Source organism: Streptomyces sp. NPDC045026, from assembly GCF_056432625.1.
In genome coordinates this window covers 119,443-136,387 of record NZ_JBWKIS010000003.1, presented here as the reverse complement: position 1 = coordinate 136,387, position 16,945 = coordinate 119,443, and the positions used below count along the sequence as shown (strand labels likewise).

Sequence of the window (16,945 nt, the reverse complement as noted above, 5' to 3'; positions counted from 1 at the left end):
GGGGGAGGATCGTCAGGACTTCGTCGGGACTACACGCTCTTCGCCAACTCCGTCGTCCTGATCGAGAACCGCATCGCCCTAATCGAGAGTTACGGACCTGCGCAGCGGATCGCGCAGGTCCGTGCCGCTGTTCAGCCACTTCTCCTCGAGAGCCGCCGCGCCGTGCACGCGCTTCCACGCCGCCTCGTTCTGCGTCATCGGCAGCAGCGGCAGGAACCGTACGGGATCCAGCGGATCGTCCAGTTCCAGGTCCTCCACGAGGCCCCCGGACTCCGCGACGAGCACCGACGTGAACGGGGCGCCGGGCCACAGGGGCTCGCCCACGTCCAGCGAGGCGCCGGCGGCCACGACAACCCCCTCGACCTGCGGTGACGCGGCAAGCACGGCGAGCGGGCGCAGCACCTTGTCTGTGTCGGCGCGGCCGGCGCGCACCGACAGCACGAGCTCCGCGCGCGGGCCCTTGAGCGGGTCGGCCAGCGCGGACGTCGGGTCGGCCATCGGGGCGGCCGACATACCGAGCGTGGCGTAGCGCACGAGGCCGGTGTCCGCCGGGTCCGTGAAGCGCAGCACCTCGATGCGTTCGGTGCCGAGGAACGTGACCGCGGCGCGCGCGTCCGGTTCACCGAGGGCCGTACGCAGCCGGGCCTCGACCAGAGCAAGAACATCTCCCATGCCGCGAGCATAGAACTCGCATGCAATGGGTAAAGGGTGGGATCGCTTCTTCAGTCGGCTGATAGTCTTGGCCGCTGGTAGGGGCAGCACGCCAAGCGTTGCTTTCGAGCCCCTGACCTACATACGTCCCTTGCGAGGGATGAGACGTCGTCCCTCACGGGGGACCGGCCGGAGGAGGTGGGGCTGCAATGGACCGAAGTCGACCGTGCAGTACCACCCGCTCTTCCGGCCACTGAGCCGCATTTTCCCGGCTTTCCGCGCACGCTCCAGTCTGTCTGCGCACCACGGAAGAGCACTTCGTTTCCGCCTGATCTGAATCAGTAGCGAAGCCGCCACCGCGCCGGTGCGGTGCTCCCCGCTTTGTGGACGTGCACACAGGATCCGCAGTCAGGACGTCCTCATTCCGGTTAGCGCCGACCCGTATGGCCACCGGCGGCTCCCGCCCGCGAAGGAGCCTGCCCATGTCGATGATCCGTGACCTGCGCGCCGCCGTCCGCCCCGCTCCGCGCGAGACCGGCAGCACGTCAGCCCCGTACGACACCACCCGCGACCCGTCGACGTCCACGGCCGTCGTCGACTGCGCCGTCTACCGCGACGGCGCCCGCGTCCACGACACCGACTGCCTGACGCCCGCCGGCGCGATCCGCAGGGCGCGCCGCGGGGGCGGCTTCGCCTGGATCGGACTGCACGAGCCGACCGAGTCCGAATTCGCCGGTATCGCCGCCGAGTTCGGGCTCCACCCGCTCGCCGTCGAGGACGCCGTCCACGCCCACCAGCGCCCCAAGCTGGAGCGCTACGACGACACCCTGTTCACCGTCTTCAAGACCATCCACTACGTGGAGCACGCCGAACTCACCGCGACGAGCGAGGTCGTGGAGACCGGCGAGGTGATGTGCTTCACCGGGCGGGACTTCTTCATCACCGTCCGGCACGGCGGGCAGGGCTCCCTGCGGGCCCTGCGGCACCGGCTCCAGGACGACCCCGAGCTGCTCGCCAAGGGCCCGTCCGCCGTCCTCCACTCCATCGCGGACCATGTCGTCGACGGGTACCTCGCCGTCGCCGACGCGATGCAGGACGACATCGACGAGGTCGAGACGGACGTCTTCTCGCAGACGGGCAAGGGCGCTCCGCGCGGCACCGACGCCGGGCGGATCTACCAGCTCAAGCGCGAGGTCCTGGAGTTCAAGCGGGCGGTGGCGCCCCTCCAGCGGCCGATGCAGCTGCTGAGCGAGCGGCCGATGCGGCTGGTCGACCCGGACATCCAGAAGTATTTCCGTGACGTCGCCGACCACCTCGCGCGCGTGCAGGAGCAGGTCGTCGGCTTCGACGAACTGCTCAACTCCATCCTCCAGGCCAACCTCGCGCAGGCGTCCGTCGCACAGAACGAGGACATGCGCAAGATCACGTCCTGGGCGGCGATCATCGCCGTACCGACGATGGTCTGTGGCGTGTACGGGATGAACTTCGAGCACATGCCGGAACTGCACTGGCGGTTCGGCTACCCGCTCGTCCTGGGCGTCACGGTGGGCGCGTGCTTCGCGATCCATCGCATCCTGAAGCGGAACGGGTGGCTCTGAACAGCCGAGGGACAGGCTCTAGGCTGACGCCCATGACGGATCAGGCCAGCCCCTCTCCCGACCACAGCGCCTCGACGAGCGGCTCCGCGGCGTCCCTGCTGCTGGACCAGGCCCTCGTCGAGGAGGCCACCAAGAAGTCCGGCCTCATCTGGGTACGGGGGGCCTCCGGCCCCGAGCGCGCCCTGTGGCACGTGTGGCACGAGGGCGCGGCGAACCTGGTCGGCGACGGGCCCGGCGAGCAGCCGCTCCCCGGCCTCGCCGACGGCGGGCCGGCGACCGTCACCGTGCGCAGCAAGGACAAGGGCGGGCGCCTCGTGGGCTGGGCGGCCCGGGTCGTCGAGCTCACCCCGCACTCCGAGGGGTGGGAGGCGGCGGTCGCCGAGCTGAAGGGCAAGCGCCTGAACGCGCCGGACGGCGAGGCCATGCCGGAGCGCTGGGCAAGCGAGTGCCGGGTGCTCCGCCTGGAGCCGACGGGGTCCACGCTCGCGCCGTCGTCCGAGGCACTGGCTGCCGCGCCGCTCGCCACCACGGCAACCACCCGCCACGAGGCCCCGGCGGCGCTCCCCAGCCTCCTGCTCCGCCGCAAGCGGCGCGGGAAGTAAGGGCCCTTGCGAGGGCCCTTGGGTGCCCAGGGCCTCAGGTGCAACAGAGCTCCTCAGGACTCCGGGAGCTGGGCCCCGTAGTCCACCGTCTCGCCCTTGCCCGGCTCGCGGAGCGTGAAGTCCTTGCCCCAGTCGGTGAGTTGGAGCGTGCCCGCGCCGCCCGCGCGTTCCAGGCGCAGCGGGTACGGAGTGCCTTCGAGTGAGACGTCGAGCGTGCCGCCGGCGCCCTTGTCGCCGGTGAGTTCGACCGTGCGTACGCCGCCCGCCGAACCCCGGTCGCCCTTCTCCACCTTGCCGTGCAGCGTGAGCAGGCCGTCCAGGAGCGCGCCCTTGACGGTGAAGCCGCTCAGGCGTTTGTAGGCCGGGTCGCCCTGCGGGACCTTGACGTACTTGCCGTCGAGCTTGTCCGCGGCGGCCGCCGTGTCCCCCTGTGCCGTGCCGCCCGAACCCTTGCCGTCCTGGTGCGTCCAGAAGTCCGCGTCGGCCTTCAGGAACAGATGCTCCTTGACCCGCAGCAGCTGGAAGGTCCGGCCGCCCGCCGTGACGGATCCCGTGCCGCCCTCGTCCTTGAGCCGCATGTCGATCTTGTACGAGTGTCCGCTGCTGACCACCGTGCCGGAGAGATGGACGGCCCCGGCGCCCTGCGCGGCCTTGACGGTGCGGCTCTGGATCTTCGGGGCGGTCAGTTCGGCGACGCCGTTCGTGCCCGCGTCCGGATCCTCGCCGCTGCACGCCGCGAGCCCGAGGCACATCACTCCCACCAGAAGAATCCCAGGGGAACGGCGGGCCAGGGGAAGTACGGTCACGGCTCGCGCTACCTCTCGTACGACGTCTTGCTCGGCGGCAGAACGGCAGCGTACCCGTGTCACCTGCGGTGAACGGAGCCAGTCCGTCCGGACGCAGCGCAAAGGCGCACGGGACCGGGACGGGCTAGCCTGAAGCACACCTTCAGGACAAATGCGGACGCAAAGGAGGCCCGGCGCATGGCGGCAGGCGCCCCCCGGATCTTCGTCTCGCATCTCTCCGGCATCGCCGTCTTCGACCCCAACGGCGACATGGTGGGGCGCGTCCGCGATCTCGTCGCCATGCTGCGCGTCGGCCGCCGCCCGCCCCGGCTGCTCGGGCTCGTCGTGGAGCTCTCCACGCGGCGCCGCATCTTCCTGCCGATGACCCGCGTGACCGGCATCGAGTCCGGCCAGGTCATCACCACCGGCGTGCTGAACGTGCGGCGCTTCGAGCAGCGGCCCACCGAGCGGCTCGTCCTCGGCGAGATGCTCGACCGGCGGGTGCGGCTCGTCGAGTCCGGTGAGGAGGTGACGGTCCTGGACGTCTCCATCCAGCAGTTGCCGGCCCGCAGGGACTGGGAGATCGACCGGGTCTTCGTACGCAAGGGCAAGGGCGGCGGCGCGTTCCGCCGGGCCAAGGGCGAGACGCTCACCGTCGAGTGGTCGGCCGTCGACGGGTTCTCGCTGGAGGAGCACGGGCAGGGCGCCGAGAACCTCCTCGCCACGTTCGAGCAGCTGCGCCCGGCCGACCTGGCCAACGTCCTGCACCACCTCTCCCCCAAGCGCCGCGCGGAGGTCGCGTCGGCCCTGTCGAACGAGCGGCTCGCGGACGTCCTGGAGGAGCTGCCCGAGGACGACCAGATCGAGATCCTCGGCAAGCTCAAGGAGGAGCGCGCCGCCGACGTCCTGGAGGAGATGGACCCGGACGACGCGGCCGACCTGCTCCGCGAGCTGCCCGAGGACGACAAGGAACGGCTGCTCGCGCTGATGCAGCCCTCGGACGCGGCCGACGTGCGGCGCCTGATGGCGTACGAGGAACGGACGGCGGGCGGTCTGATGACGACCGAGCCGATCGTGCTGCGGCCCGACGCGACCGTCGCCGACGCGCTGGCCCGGGTCCGCAACCCCGACCTCTCCCCCGCGCTCGCCGCGCAGGTGTACGTGTGCCGGCCGCCGGACGAGACGCCCACCGGCAAGTACCTCGGCACGGTGCACTTCCAGCGGCTGCTGCGCGATCCCCCGTACACGCTGGTCTCGTCGATGCTCGACGAGGACCTCCAGGCCCTCGCGCCGTCCGCCGCGCTCCCGGTCGTCGCCGGGTTCTTCGCGACGTACGACATGGTGGCGGCGCCCGTCGTCGACGAGAGCGGGTCACTGCTCGGCGCGGTCACCGTGGACGACGTCCTCGACCACATGCTGCCGGAGGACTGGCGCGAGCAGGAGTTCCACCTGGCCGACGGGGAGGTGAGCCATGGCGCCGGCTGAGCGCGAGCGGGACGGGCGTCCCGAGGCCGCGCGGGCGCCGCGCTTCCGGCTCGACCTGCCGCGCCCCCCGCGCCGCAAACTGCTGCCGGACTACGACCCGGAGGCCTTCGGACGCCTCTCGGAGCGGATCGCCCGGTTCCTGGGGACGGGCCGGTTCATCGTCTGGATGACGGTGATCATCATCGCGTGGGTGGTGTGGAACGTCTCCGCGCCGAGCAGCCTGCGCTTCGACCAGTACCCGTTCATCTTCCTGACCCTGATGCTCTCGCTCCAGGCGTCGTACGCCGCTCCGCTCATCCTGCTCGCGCAGAACCGGCAGGACGACCGCGACAAGGTCAACCTCGAACAGGACCGCAAGCAGAACGAGCGGTCCATCGCCGACACCGAGTACCTCAGCCGCGAGGTCGCCGCCCTGAGGATGGGCCTCGGTGAGGTCGCCACCCGCGACTGGATGCGCTCCGAACTCCAGGACCTGCTCAAGGAGCTGGAGGACCACCGCGTGACCTTCCCGACCGCCTCCGCGTCGGACCCAGCTCACCGACGTGACGTAGACGACCGCTGACAGGGCTTTCCGGACAAGGGTTACCGCGCCGTACTATCGGCGTATGGCTACGGAAGACGCGGTGCGCGAAGCACTGGCGACGGTGAACGACCCCGAGATCCAGCGACCCATCACCGAGCTGGGGATGGTCAAATCTGTGGAGATCGGCGCGGACGGTGCGGTCGCGGTCACCGTGTACCTCACCGTCTCCGGCTGTCCCATGCGCGAGACCATCACGAAGAACGTGACCGACGCGGTCGCGGCCGTCGAGGGCGTCACGCGCGTCGACGTCACGCTGGACGTGATGGGCGACGAGCAGCGCAAGGAGCTCGCCGCCGCGCTGCGCGGCGGCACGGCCGAGCGTGAGGTGCCCTTCGCGAAACCCGGCTCGCTGACCCGCGTGTACGCGGTGGCGTCCGGCAAGGGCGGCGTCGGCAAGTCCTCGGTGACGGTGAACCTCGCGGCCGCGATGGCTGCCGACGGTCTGAAGGTCGGCGTCGTGGACGCCGACATCTACGGCCACAGCGTGCCGCGCATGCTGGGCGCCGAGGGGCGCCCCACCCAGGTCGAGAACATGATCATGCCGCCGTCCGCGAACGGCGTGAAGGTCATCTCGATCGGCATGTTCACGCCGGGCAACGCGCCGGTCGTGTGGCGCGGCCCGATGCTGCACCGCGCCCTCCAGCAGTTCCTCGCCGACGTGTTCTGGGGCGACCTGGACGTCCTGCTCCTCGACCTGCCGCCGGGCACGGGCGACATCGCGATCTCCGTCGCGCAGCTCGTCCCGAACGCGGAGATCCTCGTCGTCACGACGCCCCAGCAGGCGGCGGCCGAGGTCGCCGAGCGCGCCGGCTCCATCGCGGTCCAGACCCACCAGAAGATCGTCGGCGTCGTCGAGAACATGGCGGGGCTGCCGTGCCCGCACTGCGGCGAGATGGTCGACGTCTTCGGCACGGGCGGCGGCGAGCGCGTCGCCGAGGGCCTCACGAGGACGACCGGGGCGAACGTGCCGGTGCTCGGCTCCATCCCGATCGACGTCCGGCTGCGCGAGGGCGGCGACGAGGGCAAGCCGGTCGTCCTGACCGACCCCGAATCCCCCGCCGGCTCGGCCCTGCGCGCCATCGCCGGCAAGCTCGGCGGCCGCCAGCGCGGCCTGTCGGGCATGTCGCTGGGAATCACCCCGCGCAACAAGTTCTGACCCTCAGGGCTTACGCCGATGGGGCACGGTCGCGTCGACCGTGCCCCATCCGTGCACAGCGCCCGCTACTCGCAGGCGCCGATGTCCTTGATCTACTCGTAGGCGCCGATGTCCTTGATCATCGAGAAGCCCAGGCCGTACGCGCTCATGCCGCGCCCGTACGCCCCCAGGTGCACGCCCTCCTGCGTCGACCCGGCGAGGACCCAGCCGAACTCCGACTCCCGGTAGTGGAACGGCGTCGGGACGCCGTCCACCGGCAGGGACAGTGTCGTCCAGTCCGCGCCCTCGAGGTCGTCCGCGAGGGTCCACGCCGTCTCGGTCTGCTGGTCCAGCCAGTCGTCGCGCAGGGTGTGGTCCATCTGCCCCGGCCACGTGACGTTGAGCAGGCCGACTCCGGCGAGCCAGGCCGCCGAGGAGACCGAGGTCGCCTCCAGGACACCCGTACCGTCGGCGCTGCGCCGCACCGGGCTGGCCGCCACGCTCACGACGACCGCGAACCGCTCCTTGTCGCCCCTGCCTGCGGGCCCTTCGCTCCGCACGGTGGGCTCGTCGCCGTGCCCGATGGAACCGTGCTCCACGGCACCCTCCGCCGAGGTGCCGACCGGCATCAGCCACCGCGGGCCTGTGAACGCCTCGTCGAGGCCGTACCACGGGAAGGGCGCCAACAGGTAGCCGTCGACCGTGCGCCGGGCCGTCAGGACCTCGGGGGCCCCTTCCGCCGCGGGCGCCTGCGCGCCTACCCGACTCGTCGTCTCCATGTACCCGGCCGCCTCCTAGCTCAGTCGAACCGCGGCGGCCCACCCCCCTCGGGCGTCCTCGCCGCCGATCCGCGCAACAACAAGGCAGGATGCCACACCCGGACAGGAGACCCCGGGTTCCGACGGGTACGCGGGGCGGGTCGCCGGTGCGGGGGGGGCGCCGGTTCGGAGGGGCGCCCGTTCGGGGGGCTGGAGATGCAGGGGGCTGGAGATGCAGGGACGGGCCGGCCCCTGGAAAAGGGGCCGGCCCGCCAGGCCGCATGTCGCGACGGGGTCAGGTCGCGTCGGCGTCGTACGGCGGGTGGTCGTCCGCCGCCGGCTTCTCGGGCTTCTTCTGCATGTCGATCTTGGCAGGAGCCGAACCGGACGACGCGGCGGCGGCCCCGGAGCCGGACGACGCCTCGTCCACGCTCTGCACCGCCTCCGTGACCTCGGCCATCTCCTTCTTCAGGTCGAAGCCGTTCCGGATCTCTTTCAGCCCGAGCTCGTCGCTGTCCAGCCGCTTGCGGATGAACGTCTTCGGGTTGAGGTCCTCGAACTCGAAGTCCTTGAACTCCGGGCCGAGTTCCTCACGAATGTCTCGCTTGGCACTGTCCGAGAACTCGCGCACCTTACGGATCGTGCGCGTCACGTCCTGGATGACCTTCGGCAGCTTGTCCGGGCCGAAAACGAGCACGCCGAGGACGATGAGCGTCAGCAGCTCGGGTAGGCCTATGTCGTTGAACACCTTGCGCTCCTAGCGTGTCCTCAGGCCCGCAGCAGGTCTCCGTGGCAGGTCTTCCGGATTCCGGACCGGGTCCACGGTACCCGGCGTTGCTGTCTGCCGGGTAGCCACTGGGCTACGTCTGGGATCAGTCGTCGCACAAGCGCTTGCCGCCGACGCTCCACCGGGGCCGGGGCCGGGCCGGGGCGGAGCGTCTGACGCGCGCCGACAAGTGCCCGTCAGACACGCGCCAGGCGCCCGCCAGTTGCGTCAGCTCCCGTCCGCCGAGCCGAGGACTAGGGTCACCTTGCGCTCCTTGCCGTCCCGCTCCACGGCCAGGGCGAGGTGGTCCCCGGGCCGGTGGGAACGGATCTTGACGATGAGTTCCTCGGCGGAGTGGATACGCGCCCCGTCGACCGCGGTGACGACGTCACTGCCCTTGATCCCGGCCTTGGCGCCGGGGCCGCCCGGATTCACCGGCGAACCGCCGTTGTTGCCCTTCGTGGCGACACGCGCTCCGTCACCCGAGTAGTCCATATCGAGCGTGACGCCGATCACAGGGTGGGTCGCCCGGCCCGTGTTGATCAGCTCCTCGGCCACGCGCTTGCCCTGGTTGATGGGGATGGCGAAGCCGAGGCCGATCGAACCGGACTGGCCGCCCCCGAGGTCCGAGCCGCTGTCGGCGGAGCGGATGGCGCTGTTGATGCCGATGACGCGGGCCTGCGAATCGACCAGCGGGCCGCCCGAGTTGCCCGGGTTTATGGGCGCGTCGGTCTGCAGCGCGTCGACGTAGCTGACGTCGCTGCCGTCACCCTTCTCGCCGCCGGCCGTGATGGGCCGCTCCTTGGCGCTGATGATCCCTGAGGTCACCGTGTTGGCCAGGTCGAAGGGGGCGCCGATGGCCACGACGGGGTCGCCGACCTGGACGTTCTCCGAGTTGCCGAGGGCGAGGGGCTTGAGCCCGTGCACGCCGGTGACCTTGACGACGGCGAGGTCGTAGCCGGAGTCACGGCCGATCACCTCGGCCTTGGCGGTCTCGCCTCCGCTGAAGGTGACCGATATGTCACCGCTGCTGCCGGCCGGTTCGACGACGTGGTTGTTGGTGAGGATGTGTCCCCGGTCGTCGAGGACGAATCCGGTGCCGGTGCCCTGGGCTTCGGAGCCGCTGACGTGGATCGTGACGACGCCCGGCAGCGCGCGGGCCGCGATACCGGCGATGCTGCCGGGATCGCGCTTCACGGACTCGGCGTCGGCCTGCGGCAGTTCCACGTCGGAGGACGAACCGTCGCGCTCCAGATACGTGCCGACGAGGCCACCGATCCCTCCCGCGACGAGCGCGACCACGACGGTCCAGACGACGAGCAGCCGCCGCCCCCGCTTGGCCCCCTGCCGCTGCCCGTTCACTGGCGCGGGTGCGCTCCAGGGGTCATACCGCTGCCAGGGCCCTCCGGGCGGGGGCGGGTTGAGCCCGGGGCCGCCCGGGGCCGCCCCGGGCCCCTCCGCGCCACTCGCGAGCGGCGGCACCCCGTGGTGGGCCTGCTGTTCCACAGGGGCCGGTGCCTGATCCGCAGGGTGCGGGCCGGGCTGCGGGCCGGCGGCGGGGTGTGGGACGTACGGGGCGGCGTGAGGTACCGGTCCGCCGGCGTACGGCGGAGGCGTGCCGACTCCGGACAGCGGAGGTGTACCGGCGTACGGCGGAGGCGTGCCGACTCCGGACGGCATGACCGTGCCGTGGGCCGGAGTGGCGGCGGCCGGGTGCTGAGCCAGGCCGTGGGCCGAAGGCAGCGTGGGTGTGCCGTGGGCCAGGGACGGCATGGCCGTGCCCTGCGCAGGCGTGGCGGCGGCCGGGTGCTGCACCGGCGGCGCGGGCGCCCAGGGACCGGGCTCACCGTACGGCGGGGTGCCGTAGGGGTCCGGGGCATGCAGAGGACGCGGTCGCGCCTGCTGCGCGGCATCCTGATCAACCGTTACGGGTTCACCGGTCGCCCCAGCGGATCCCTCGGCCACCACTGCACCGGCAGCCTGCGGGGGTTCAACCTCGCCGGCCACGGCACCAGCACCGGCAGCCTGAACGGGATCGCCGGGACCTTCAGCGGCCACAACATCAACAACCGCGGCACGGTCTCCCGAGTTCTCACCGGCACCAGCACCAGCACCAGCACCCTCAACCGACGCCCCGTCACCCGAGCCCTCACCGCCCCCGGCGAACGCATCTGCCGTATCGGCCTGGGCGTCGGGCTCACTCCCAGCCGCACCACCGGCAGCGACCCCAACATCTTCTGGGCCCGCAGCCGGCGCGGCCGGCGCCAGTTCGAAGTCCCCGTCGTCGCGTGGAGCGCCCCCGTTGGGCCGGGGGCGGCTCCACCACTTCGCCTTTGTGGGCTTCCCCTCGTCCATGTTCCGCCGCTCTCCCCACACCTGGCCCGCGGCAACGACCCGCGGGCAGCTATACGGCGATCGCCCCAGTCGGACCGCCCGTCGGCGCCGCGCCCCGGGATCGCCCGGCGGGCGCGGCCGCTCACCATGGATTCAACCAGGTTCGCGGACCGGCGCGCAGAGGGCAGGGTCAGCGGGCGGAGGCCGTGGGCGTGCCGGAGGACGGCGCCGCGGGGGCCGCCGCGAGGCTGGACCCGGGGCTCGCCTCCGGACTCGACCCGGGACCTGCGAAAGCGGTGCCGACGCCTGACCGGGGCAATGCGGGGACGGGCGCGGCGGGACGTATCAGGGGAGACAGCGTCGTGGTCCTGCTGAGGAGCGCGGACGCGAGCGGGTATACGGCGCTCTGGGCACCCGGCTGCGTGGCCGCACCGGACAGCAGGGGTGCGCCCGACTCCGTGGCGGCGACCGGCGCGTTCAGCGCGCCGCCCGCCCGCTGGCCGAGCATGGGCGACACGTTCCGGCGGCGCTGCGTCTCGGCCGCCGTGGCGCCACCGGCGCTCTGGGTGCGCAGCGGTGTCGCGTTGCTGCCCGAACCGCCGCCCCGGACGTCGCCGCCCGCGTCGGCGGGGACGACGCTGGAGACGCCACCGAGCGCGATCGCGGCGAGCGACACCGCACCGGCCGCGGCGAACGCGAAGCGGCGCCCGCGGGAGGCCGCGCGGTCGCTGTCACCGCGGCCGACCTCATGGATGCGGAAGCCGCGCTCCGCGGCGGGGGCGCTGGCGAGCAAGGCGTTGTGACGGCCGGTCGGGGCATAGCCGAAGGGGTCGGGGTCTACTCCGAAGACCCCGTTCCCGAAGCCTCTGCCGCCGAGCCCTCCCCCGCCGAACGGGGTGCCGCCGCCGTCTGAGTCACCACCTCCCCCGGGGAGCCCCTGGAGACGGGCCAGGAAACTCTCGGTCGGGGGCGGCGGTGCCGCCTCGGCGAAGACGCTCTTCAGCCGCCGCTGCGCGTCGGCCTCGGCCTTGCACTTCGGACAGGTGGCCAGATGGGCGAGGCCCCGCTCGCGGGCGTCATGGCCCAGCTCGCCGTCGACGAGGGCGGCGAGCCGGTCTCCCAGATGATGCTCGGAGAGCTGCCGCTCGGCGGGGTCCGGACGTGATCCACTCACGCGGTCGCGCCCCCTCCTCCAAGCGCGGGAACGCCCGTGGTCGCGAGCGAGCGACGCTCGGCGCGTGCCTCGGGCGACCGGTGCTGCAGGGCCTTGCGCAGCTGGGAGCGGCCGCGGTGGATGCGGCTGCGGACCGTGCCGAGCTTGACGCCCAGGGTCGCGGCGATCTCCTCGTACGAGAGGCCCTCGATGTCGCACAGGACGACGGCCGCACGGAACTCGGGCGCGAGGGTGTCCAGCGCCTGCTGGACGTCCGCGTCGAAGTGCGTGTCGTGGAAGACCTGCTGCGGCGACGGCTCGCGGCTCGGCAGGCGCTCGGCCGCGTCGTCCCCGAGGGCGTCGAAGCGGATGCGCTGCTTGCGGCGCACCATGTCGAGGAAGAGGTTCGTGGTGATGCGGTGCAGCCAGCCCTCGAAGGTGCCGGGCGTGTACGTCGACAGCGAGCGGAAGACGCGGACGAAGACCTCCTGCGTGAGGTCCTCGGCGTCGTGCTGGTTACCCGTCAGGCGGTAGGCGAGGCGGTAGACCCGGCCGCTGTGCGTGCTGACGATCTCCTCCCAGGTCGGGGGAGTCCACGCCTGCGATTCCGCATCAGCGGCAAAGGTCGCGGTCTGCGCGGAACGGGCGGCGCTGGAACGGTCAGCAGTGTTGGTCACGGATTTCGGCTCACCCGCCGACCTGAGAAAGCGCCGCAGCGCTCCTCCCCGATCCACAGGCGCAGCCGCACCTCCCCTATCGGCTCTGGTGGTGTCCAGTGGAGCCCCTACCATAGCCACCTCGCCCGTTAGCTCCGGATAAGCGTTTTTACTGAGATTTGCCTGAGGGTGCCGGGCGCTTCGCCTGCGCTGTTTGCTCTGTCGGTCCACCGGCCACCCCCGCGCTCTTTCCCTCGCCGTTTTCTCCTGCCCTCTTAAACGCCCGGTCCCATCTGCGAGTTCCCGCCACCAACGGATACAGTCACGCGCAGGCAACCACGGGGACAGGAGAGGGCCATTACCGGCAACCGGCAGACGAGCTGGGCGTTCGCCGACGCCTTTGTCGCCGAGGACGACGCGCTGCGCTGGGCCCGGGACCGGGCCCGTGAGGCCGGCACCCGCCCGGTGTCGCCCGGCGCGGGCGCAGCGCTGCGGATGCTCGCTGCCACCGTCGGCGCCAAGGCGGTGGCCGAGATCGGCACGGGGACCGGGGTGTCCGGAATCCATCTGCTGCACGGCATGCGGCCCGACGGCGTCCTGACCACGGTGGATCTGGAGCCGGAGCGGCAGCAGTTCGCCCGGCAGGCGTTCCGCGCCGCCGGATTCGCGAACAATCGGGCGCGTTTCATCCCCGGACGGGCCCTCGATGTACTGCCGCGGCTCGCGGACAGCGGCTACGACCTCGTCTTCTGCGACGGCGACCGGACCGAGTGCCTCGACTACCTCGCTGAATCGTTGCGCCTGTTGCGACCTGGCGGGCTGGTCTGTTTCGAGGGCGTCTTCGCCGACGGCCGCACGGTCGATTCGGGTCCCCAGCCGGCGGAGGTCCTGCGGATGCGGGAGCTGCTCCGGGCGGTGCGCGAGGCGCAGGACCTGGTGCCCTCGCTGCTGCCGGTCGGCGACGGGCTGCTCTGCGCCGTGAAGCGCTGACGCCGCGTCGCCGCGTCCCGAACCCCGTACCCCGAACCTGTAAAAGATCTTCAGAGATCCTCTAAATACTGCCTGACCTGCAAATACACGACTGCCCCGGCGCCGCTTGCGGCACCGGGGCAGTCGACAGGTATGGTCGCTTCCGCGTCAGCCGACGACCTTCTTGAGGGCATCGCCGAGTGCATCGGCCTCGTCCGGAGTCAGCTCGACGACAAGTCGACCGCCGCCTTCGAGCGGAACGCGCATGACGATGCCCCGCCCCTCCTTGGTCACCTCGAGCGGGCCGTCGCCCGTCCGCGGCTTCATGGCCGCCATGCTCGTTCCCCTTCCTGAAACCAGCTCATCGCAGCCGACAACCCAGGTGTCACCGGCATCGAACACATTGCTTCTTGGCCATTATCCCGCATCGCAGGACCCGATGACCAACTTCGGTCGGCATCGCTTGCGCAACGCGGTTGAGCAAAACCACTCAATTCGGCAATGTGACTGCGATACTGCGCCCCCTTCACGACTCTCCCGCGACCTGATTCTTTGACGCAGGTCACATGCGTGGGCCCCGCCGCGGACCGTGATCTCCGTCATGCTGAGCACTGACGACGACCGAGCCGCATCAGTTGGAGGGGTTCCATGGCCGACAGCGTTCTCTATGAGGTGAGCGACGGGCTCGCGACCATCACGCTCAACCGCCCCGAGGCGATGAACGCGATGAACACCGAGTCCAAGGTCGCCTTCCGGGACGCGGCGCAGGCGGCCGCGGCGGACGGTGCGGTACGGGCCGTTCTGCTCACCGCCGCGGGTGACCGGGCGTTCTGTGTGGGCCAGGACCTGAAGGAGCACGTGGGCTCCCTGATGGCCGACCGCGAGGCCGGCACCGGCCGCACCATGAACACCGTGCGCGAGCACTACAACCCGATCCTGCGGGCTCTGACGCAGATGCCCAAGCCCGTCGTGGCCGCGGTCAACGGTGTGGCCGCGGGAGCCGGATTCGGCTTCGCGCTCGCCGCCGACTACCGGATCGTCTCGGACACGGCTGCCTTCAACACGTCCTTCGCGGGCGTCGCCCTGACCGCGGACTCGGGTGTGTCCTGGACGCTGCCGCGCGTGGTGGGCCCCGGGCGCGCCGCCGACCTGCTGCTGTTCCCGCGCTCGGTGAAGGCGCAGGAGGCGTACGAGCTCGGGATCGCGAACCGGGTCGTGCCCTCGGCCGAACTGGCCGAGGAGGCGCGGAAGCTGGCGCGTTCGCTGGCCGAGGGGCCGACGGTGGCGTACGCGGCGCTGAAGGAGTCCCTCGCGTTCGCGGCGGGTCACACGCTGGACGAGTCCCTCGACAAGGAGGACGAACTCCAGTCGAGGGCGGGCGCGTCGGAGGACCACGCCATCGCGGTGCAGGCCTTCGTCGCCAAGGAGAAGCCGAAGTACCTGGGCCGCTAGGAAGGGCCTCGGCAGGACGCGTGCGTGGCCCTGGGCGTGCGTGAGGTCCGTCCTCAGCGCTTGCGGGCCACGCAGTCCACCAGGTGGTCGTCGACCAGGCCGCAGGCCTGCATCAGCGCGTACGCCGTCGTCGGGCCGACGAAGCGCAGGCCGCGCTTCTTGAGTGCCTTGGACAGGGCCGTCGACTCGTCCGTGATCGCGGGCACGTCGCCGATGACGCGCGGCGCCGGGCGGGCGGCCGGGTCCGGGGCGTGCGACCAGATCAGGGTGTCGAGCTCGCCCTCTGGCCAGTCGGCGAGCACGCGCGCGTTGGCCACGGTCGCGTCGATCTTGGCGCGGTTGCGGATGATGCCCTCGTCGGCGAGGAGGCGCTCGCGGTCGGTGTCCGTGAACGCGGCCACGTCGGAGATCTTGAACCCGGCGAACGCGGCGCGAAATCCCTCCCGGCGGCGCAGGATCGTGATCCAGGACAGGCCGGACTGGAAGGCCTCCAGGGAGACCCGCTCGAACAGCGCGTCGTCGCCGTGGACGGGGCGGCCCCACTCCTCGTCGTGATACTTCACGTAATCCTCGGTGGACAGGCCCCAGGGGCAGCGCAGCGCCCCGTCCGGGCCCGGTACGGCACCGCCGGCGCTCTCGTCGCTCACTGGTGGTCCTCTCCGGGGTGCCGGCCGAAACCGGGTCCCTCGGGTCGCGTCTGGGCCCGCGCGCCCGACAGGGCGCTCTCCAGGTCGGCGATCCGCTGGTCCCGCTCGGCGAGTTCGGCGCCGAGCCGCCCGAGCGCGTCGTCCACCTCTGCCATGCGGTAGCCGCGCAGCGCGACGGGCAGGCGCAGGGCATCCACGTCGGCGCGGCCGACGGGCCGGTCGTGCGGCAGCGGGTCGGCGAACTGCTCGGGCGGCGCCTCAGGGAGCGCCCCGCTCTCGCCGCCGCCGAGCACGGCGAGCGTCACCGCGCCGACGACCACGACGAGCGCGACGACCAGAAACAAGAACATGACCATCTTCGCTGTCCCCTGGCTCGAAGCCCGGATCCGGTCCCGATCCCGGTCCGGAAACTGTCAGGGTCCGATCGTGCCATGAGGGTGTGACAGTTAAGGTCGCAGGCGACCGGTCGACAGGATTGACGCACAGCCGCAAGGAGAGTCACAGGGGATGCTCAGGCTTGGCCCGCGCGAGTTCGGCGCACACGAGCCGGTGATCATGGCGATCGTGAACCGGACCCCTGACTCGTTCTACGACCAGGGCTCGACGTTCCACGACGAGCCCGCGCTCGCCCGCGTCGAGCAGGCCGTGGCGGAGGGCGCCGCGATCATCGACATCGGCGGGGTCAAGGCGGGCCCGGGGGACGAGGTGAGCGCGCAGGAGGAGGCGCGCCGCACCGTCGGCTTCGTGGCCGAGGTGCGCCGCCGCTTCCCGGACGTCGTGATCAGCGTCGACACCTGGCGGCACGACGTGGGCGAGGCGGTCTGCGAGGCCGGCGCCGATGTCCTGAACGACGCGTGGGGCGGCGTGGACCCCAAGCTCGCGGAGGTCGCGGCACGTTACGGGAAGGGCCTGGTCTGCACGCACGCGGGCGGCGCCGAGCCGCGTACGCGGCCGCACCGGGTGGCGTACGACGACGTCATGGCGGACATCCTCGACGTGACGGTGGGCCTCGCCGAGCGGGCCGTGGCGCTGGGAGTGCCGCGTGAGTCGGTGCTCATCGACCCGGGGCACGACTTCGGCAAGAACACCCGGCACAGCCTGGAGGCGACGCGCCGGCTGGGCGAGATGGTGGAGACGGGCTGGCCGGTCCTGGTGTCCCTGTCGAACAAGGACTTCGTCGGCGAGACGCTCGACAGGCCGGTCAAGGAGCGGGTGATCGGGACGCTGGCCACGACGGCGGTGTCGGCGTGGCTGGGCGCGCAGGTCTACCGGGTCCACGAGGTGGCCGAGACCAGGCAGGTGCTCGACATGGTCGCCACGATCGCCGGCCACCGGCCACCCGCCGTCGCCCGCCGCGGACTCGCCTGACGC

General features: G+C 71.6%; 18 protein-coding genes. 8 read left to right on the top strand and 10 right to left on the bottom strand.

The genetic code is table 11. The features are described 5' to 3' along the window. Positions 1 to 78: 78 nt before the first annotated feature. On the bottom strand, positions 79 to 672 hold the full coding sequence (locus tag AC07EJ_RS08015; protein WP_389478549.1) for a suppressor of fused domain protein: 594 nt from the start codon (positions 670 to 672) through the stop codon (positions 79 to 81). A 461-nt stretch (positions 673 to 1,133) separates the two neighbouring features. On the opposite strand from AC07EJ_RS08015, the gene AC07EJ_RS08010 reads away from it, so the two are divergent. Both AC07EJ_RS08010 and AC07EJ_RS08005 read left to right on the top strand, forming a co-directional pair. Then, entirely contained in the window at positions 1,134 to 2,249 is a 1,116-nt protein-coding gene (locus AC07EJ_RS08010; protein WP_389478547.1) for a magnesium and cobalt transport protein CorA, read from the top strand. A gap of 32 nt (positions 2,250 to 2,281) precedes the next feature. Further along, positions 2,282 to 2,851, top strand: a complete 570-nt coding sequence (locus tag AC07EJ_RS08005) for a hypothetical protein (protein WP_389478546.1) — start codon at positions 2,282 to 2,284, stop codon at positions 2,849 to 2,851. 53 nt (positions 2,852 to 2,904) lie between these two features. Here AC07EJ_RS08005 and AC07EJ_RS08000 read toward each other — a convergent pair whose 3' ends face one another. After that, complete coding sequence (locus AC07EJ_RS08000; RefSeq protein ID WP_389478544.1) at positions 2,905 to 3,657, bottom strand: hypothetical protein; 753 nt, start codon at positions 3,655 to 3,657, stop codon at positions 2,905 to 2,907. A 177-nt stretch (positions 3,658 to 3,834) separates the two neighbouring features. Between AC07EJ_RS08000 and AC07EJ_RS07995 the strand changes: the two genes are divergently transcribed. Genes AC07EJ_RS07995 through AC07EJ_RS07985 form a run of 3 tightly spaced genes read left to right on the top strand, consistent with a single transcriptional unit; the run spans position 3,835 to position 6,860 of the window. Then, positions 3,835 to 5,121, top strand: coding sequence for a magnesium transporter MgtE N-terminal domain-containing protein (locus tag AC07EJ_RS07995; RefSeq protein WP_393584622.1), 1,287 nt, complete (start codon positions 3,835 to 3,837; stop codon positions 5,119 to 5,121). After that, positions 5,108 to 5,683 (top strand): DUF1003 domain-containing protein, encoded by a 576-nt coding sequence (locus tag AC07EJ_RS07990; RefSeq protein WP_389478541.1) that lies wholly within the window; start codon positions 5,108 to 5,110, stop codon positions 5,681 to 5,683. The genes AC07EJ_RS07995 and AC07EJ_RS07990 overlap by 14 nt, the downstream gene beginning before the upstream one ends. A gap of 43 nt (positions 5,684 to 5,726) precedes the next feature. Then, a complete protein-coding gene (locus tag AC07EJ_RS07985; RefSeq protein ID WP_389478540.1) occupies positions 5,727 to 6,860 on the top strand; it encodes an Mrp/NBP35 family ATP-binding protein in 1,134 nt (377 codons plus the stop codon). Between the two features lie 92 nt (positions 6,861 to 6,952). Here AC07EJ_RS07985 and AC07EJ_RS07980 read toward each other — a convergent pair whose 3' ends face one another. The 5 genes from AC07EJ_RS07980 to sigE form a co-directional block, all read right to left on the bottom strand. Further along, positions 6,953 to 7,618: a hypothetical protein gene (locus tag AC07EJ_RS07980; RefSeq protein ID WP_389478539.1), complete on the bottom strand. Its 666-nt coding sequence runs from the start codon at positions 7,616 to 7,618 to the stop codon at positions 6,953 to 6,955. A 274-nt stretch (positions 7,619 to 7,892) separates the two neighbouring features. Further along, positions 7,893 to 8,345, bottom strand: a complete 453-nt coding sequence (locus AC07EJ_RS07975; protein ID WP_478883955.1) for a sec-independent translocase — start codon at positions 8,343 to 8,345, stop codon at positions 7,893 to 7,895. Between the two features lie 246 nt (positions 8,346 to 8,591). Continuing rightward, positions 8,592 to 10,136 carry a S1C family serine protease gene (locus AC07EJ_RS07970; RefSeq protein WP_478883954.1) on the bottom strand — a complete coding sequence of 515 codons (1,545 nt, stop codon included), beginning with the start codon at positions 10,134 to 10,136 and terminating at the stop codon, positions 8,592 to 8,594. A 751-nt stretch (positions 10,137 to 10,887) separates the two neighbouring features. Further along, positions 10,888 to 11,871 (bottom strand): zf-HC2 domain-containing protein, encoded by a 984-nt coding sequence (locus tag AC07EJ_RS07965; RefSeq protein ID WP_389478536.1) that lies wholly within the window; start codon positions 11,869 to 11,871, stop codon positions 10,888 to 10,890. After that, positions 11,868 to 12,641 (bottom strand): RNA polymerase sigma factor SigE, encoded by a 774-nt coding sequence (gene sigE / locus AC07EJ_RS07960; protein ID WP_389478534.1) that lies wholly within the window; start codon positions 12,639 to 12,641, stop codon positions 11,868 to 11,870. The genes AC07EJ_RS07965 and sigE overlap by 4 nt, the downstream gene beginning before the upstream one ends. A 156-nt stretch (positions 12,642 to 12,797) precedes the next feature. Between sigE and AC07EJ_RS07955 the strand changes: the two genes are divergently transcribed. Then, positions 12,798 to 13,496 (top strand): O-methyltransferase, encoded by a 699-nt coding sequence (locus AC07EJ_RS07955; RefSeq protein WP_389478654.1) that lies wholly within the window; start codon positions 12,798 to 12,800, stop codon positions 13,494 to 13,496. Between the two features lie 147 nt (positions 13,497 to 13,643). Here the strand turns inward: AC07EJ_RS07955 and AC07EJ_RS07950 are convergent, their stop codons facing one another. After that, positions 13,644 to 13,811, bottom strand: a complete 168-nt coding sequence (locus tag AC07EJ_RS07950) for a DUF3117 domain-containing protein (protein WP_003966491.1) — start codon at positions 13,809 to 13,811, stop codon at positions 13,644 to 13,646. Between the two features lie 312 nt (positions 13,812 to 14,123). Between AC07EJ_RS07950 and chcB the strand changes: the two genes are divergently transcribed. After that, positions 14,124 to 14,927 carry a 2-cyclohexenylcarbonyl CoA isomerase gene (gene chcB / locus AC07EJ_RS07945; protein ID WP_389478533.1) on the top strand — a complete coding sequence of 268 codons (804 nt, stop codon included), beginning with the start codon at positions 14,124 to 14,126 and terminating at the stop codon, positions 14,925 to 14,927. A gap of 53 nt (positions 14,928 to 14,980) precedes the next feature. Here the strand turns inward: chcB and AC07EJ_RS07940 are convergent, their stop codons facing one another. Together AC07EJ_RS07940 and AC07EJ_RS07935 are read right to left on the bottom strand one after the other, a co-directional pair. Next, positions 14,981 to 15,574, bottom strand: coding sequence for a DNA-3-methyladenine glycosylase I (locus tag AC07EJ_RS07940; protein ID WP_389478532.1), 594 nt, complete (start codon positions 15,572 to 15,574; stop codon positions 14,981 to 14,983). Further along, positions 15,571 to 15,930 carry a DivIVA domain-containing protein gene (locus AC07EJ_RS07935; RefSeq protein WP_389478531.1) on the bottom strand — a complete coding sequence of 120 codons (360 nt, stop codon included), beginning with the start codon at positions 15,928 to 15,930 and terminating at the stop codon, positions 15,571 to 15,573. The genes AC07EJ_RS07940 and AC07EJ_RS07935 overlap by 4 nt, the downstream gene beginning before the upstream one ends. A gap of 151 nt (positions 15,931 to 16,081) precedes the next feature. On the opposite strand from AC07EJ_RS07935, the gene folP reads away from it, so the two are divergent. Continuing rightward, positions 16,082 to 16,942 (top strand): dihydropteroate synthase, encoded by an 861-nt coding sequence (gene folP, locus AC07EJ_RS07930; RefSeq protein ID WP_389478529.1) that lies wholly within the window; start codon positions 16,082 to 16,084, stop codon positions 16,940 to 16,942. Positions 16,943 to 16,945: the final 3 nt, after the last annotated feature.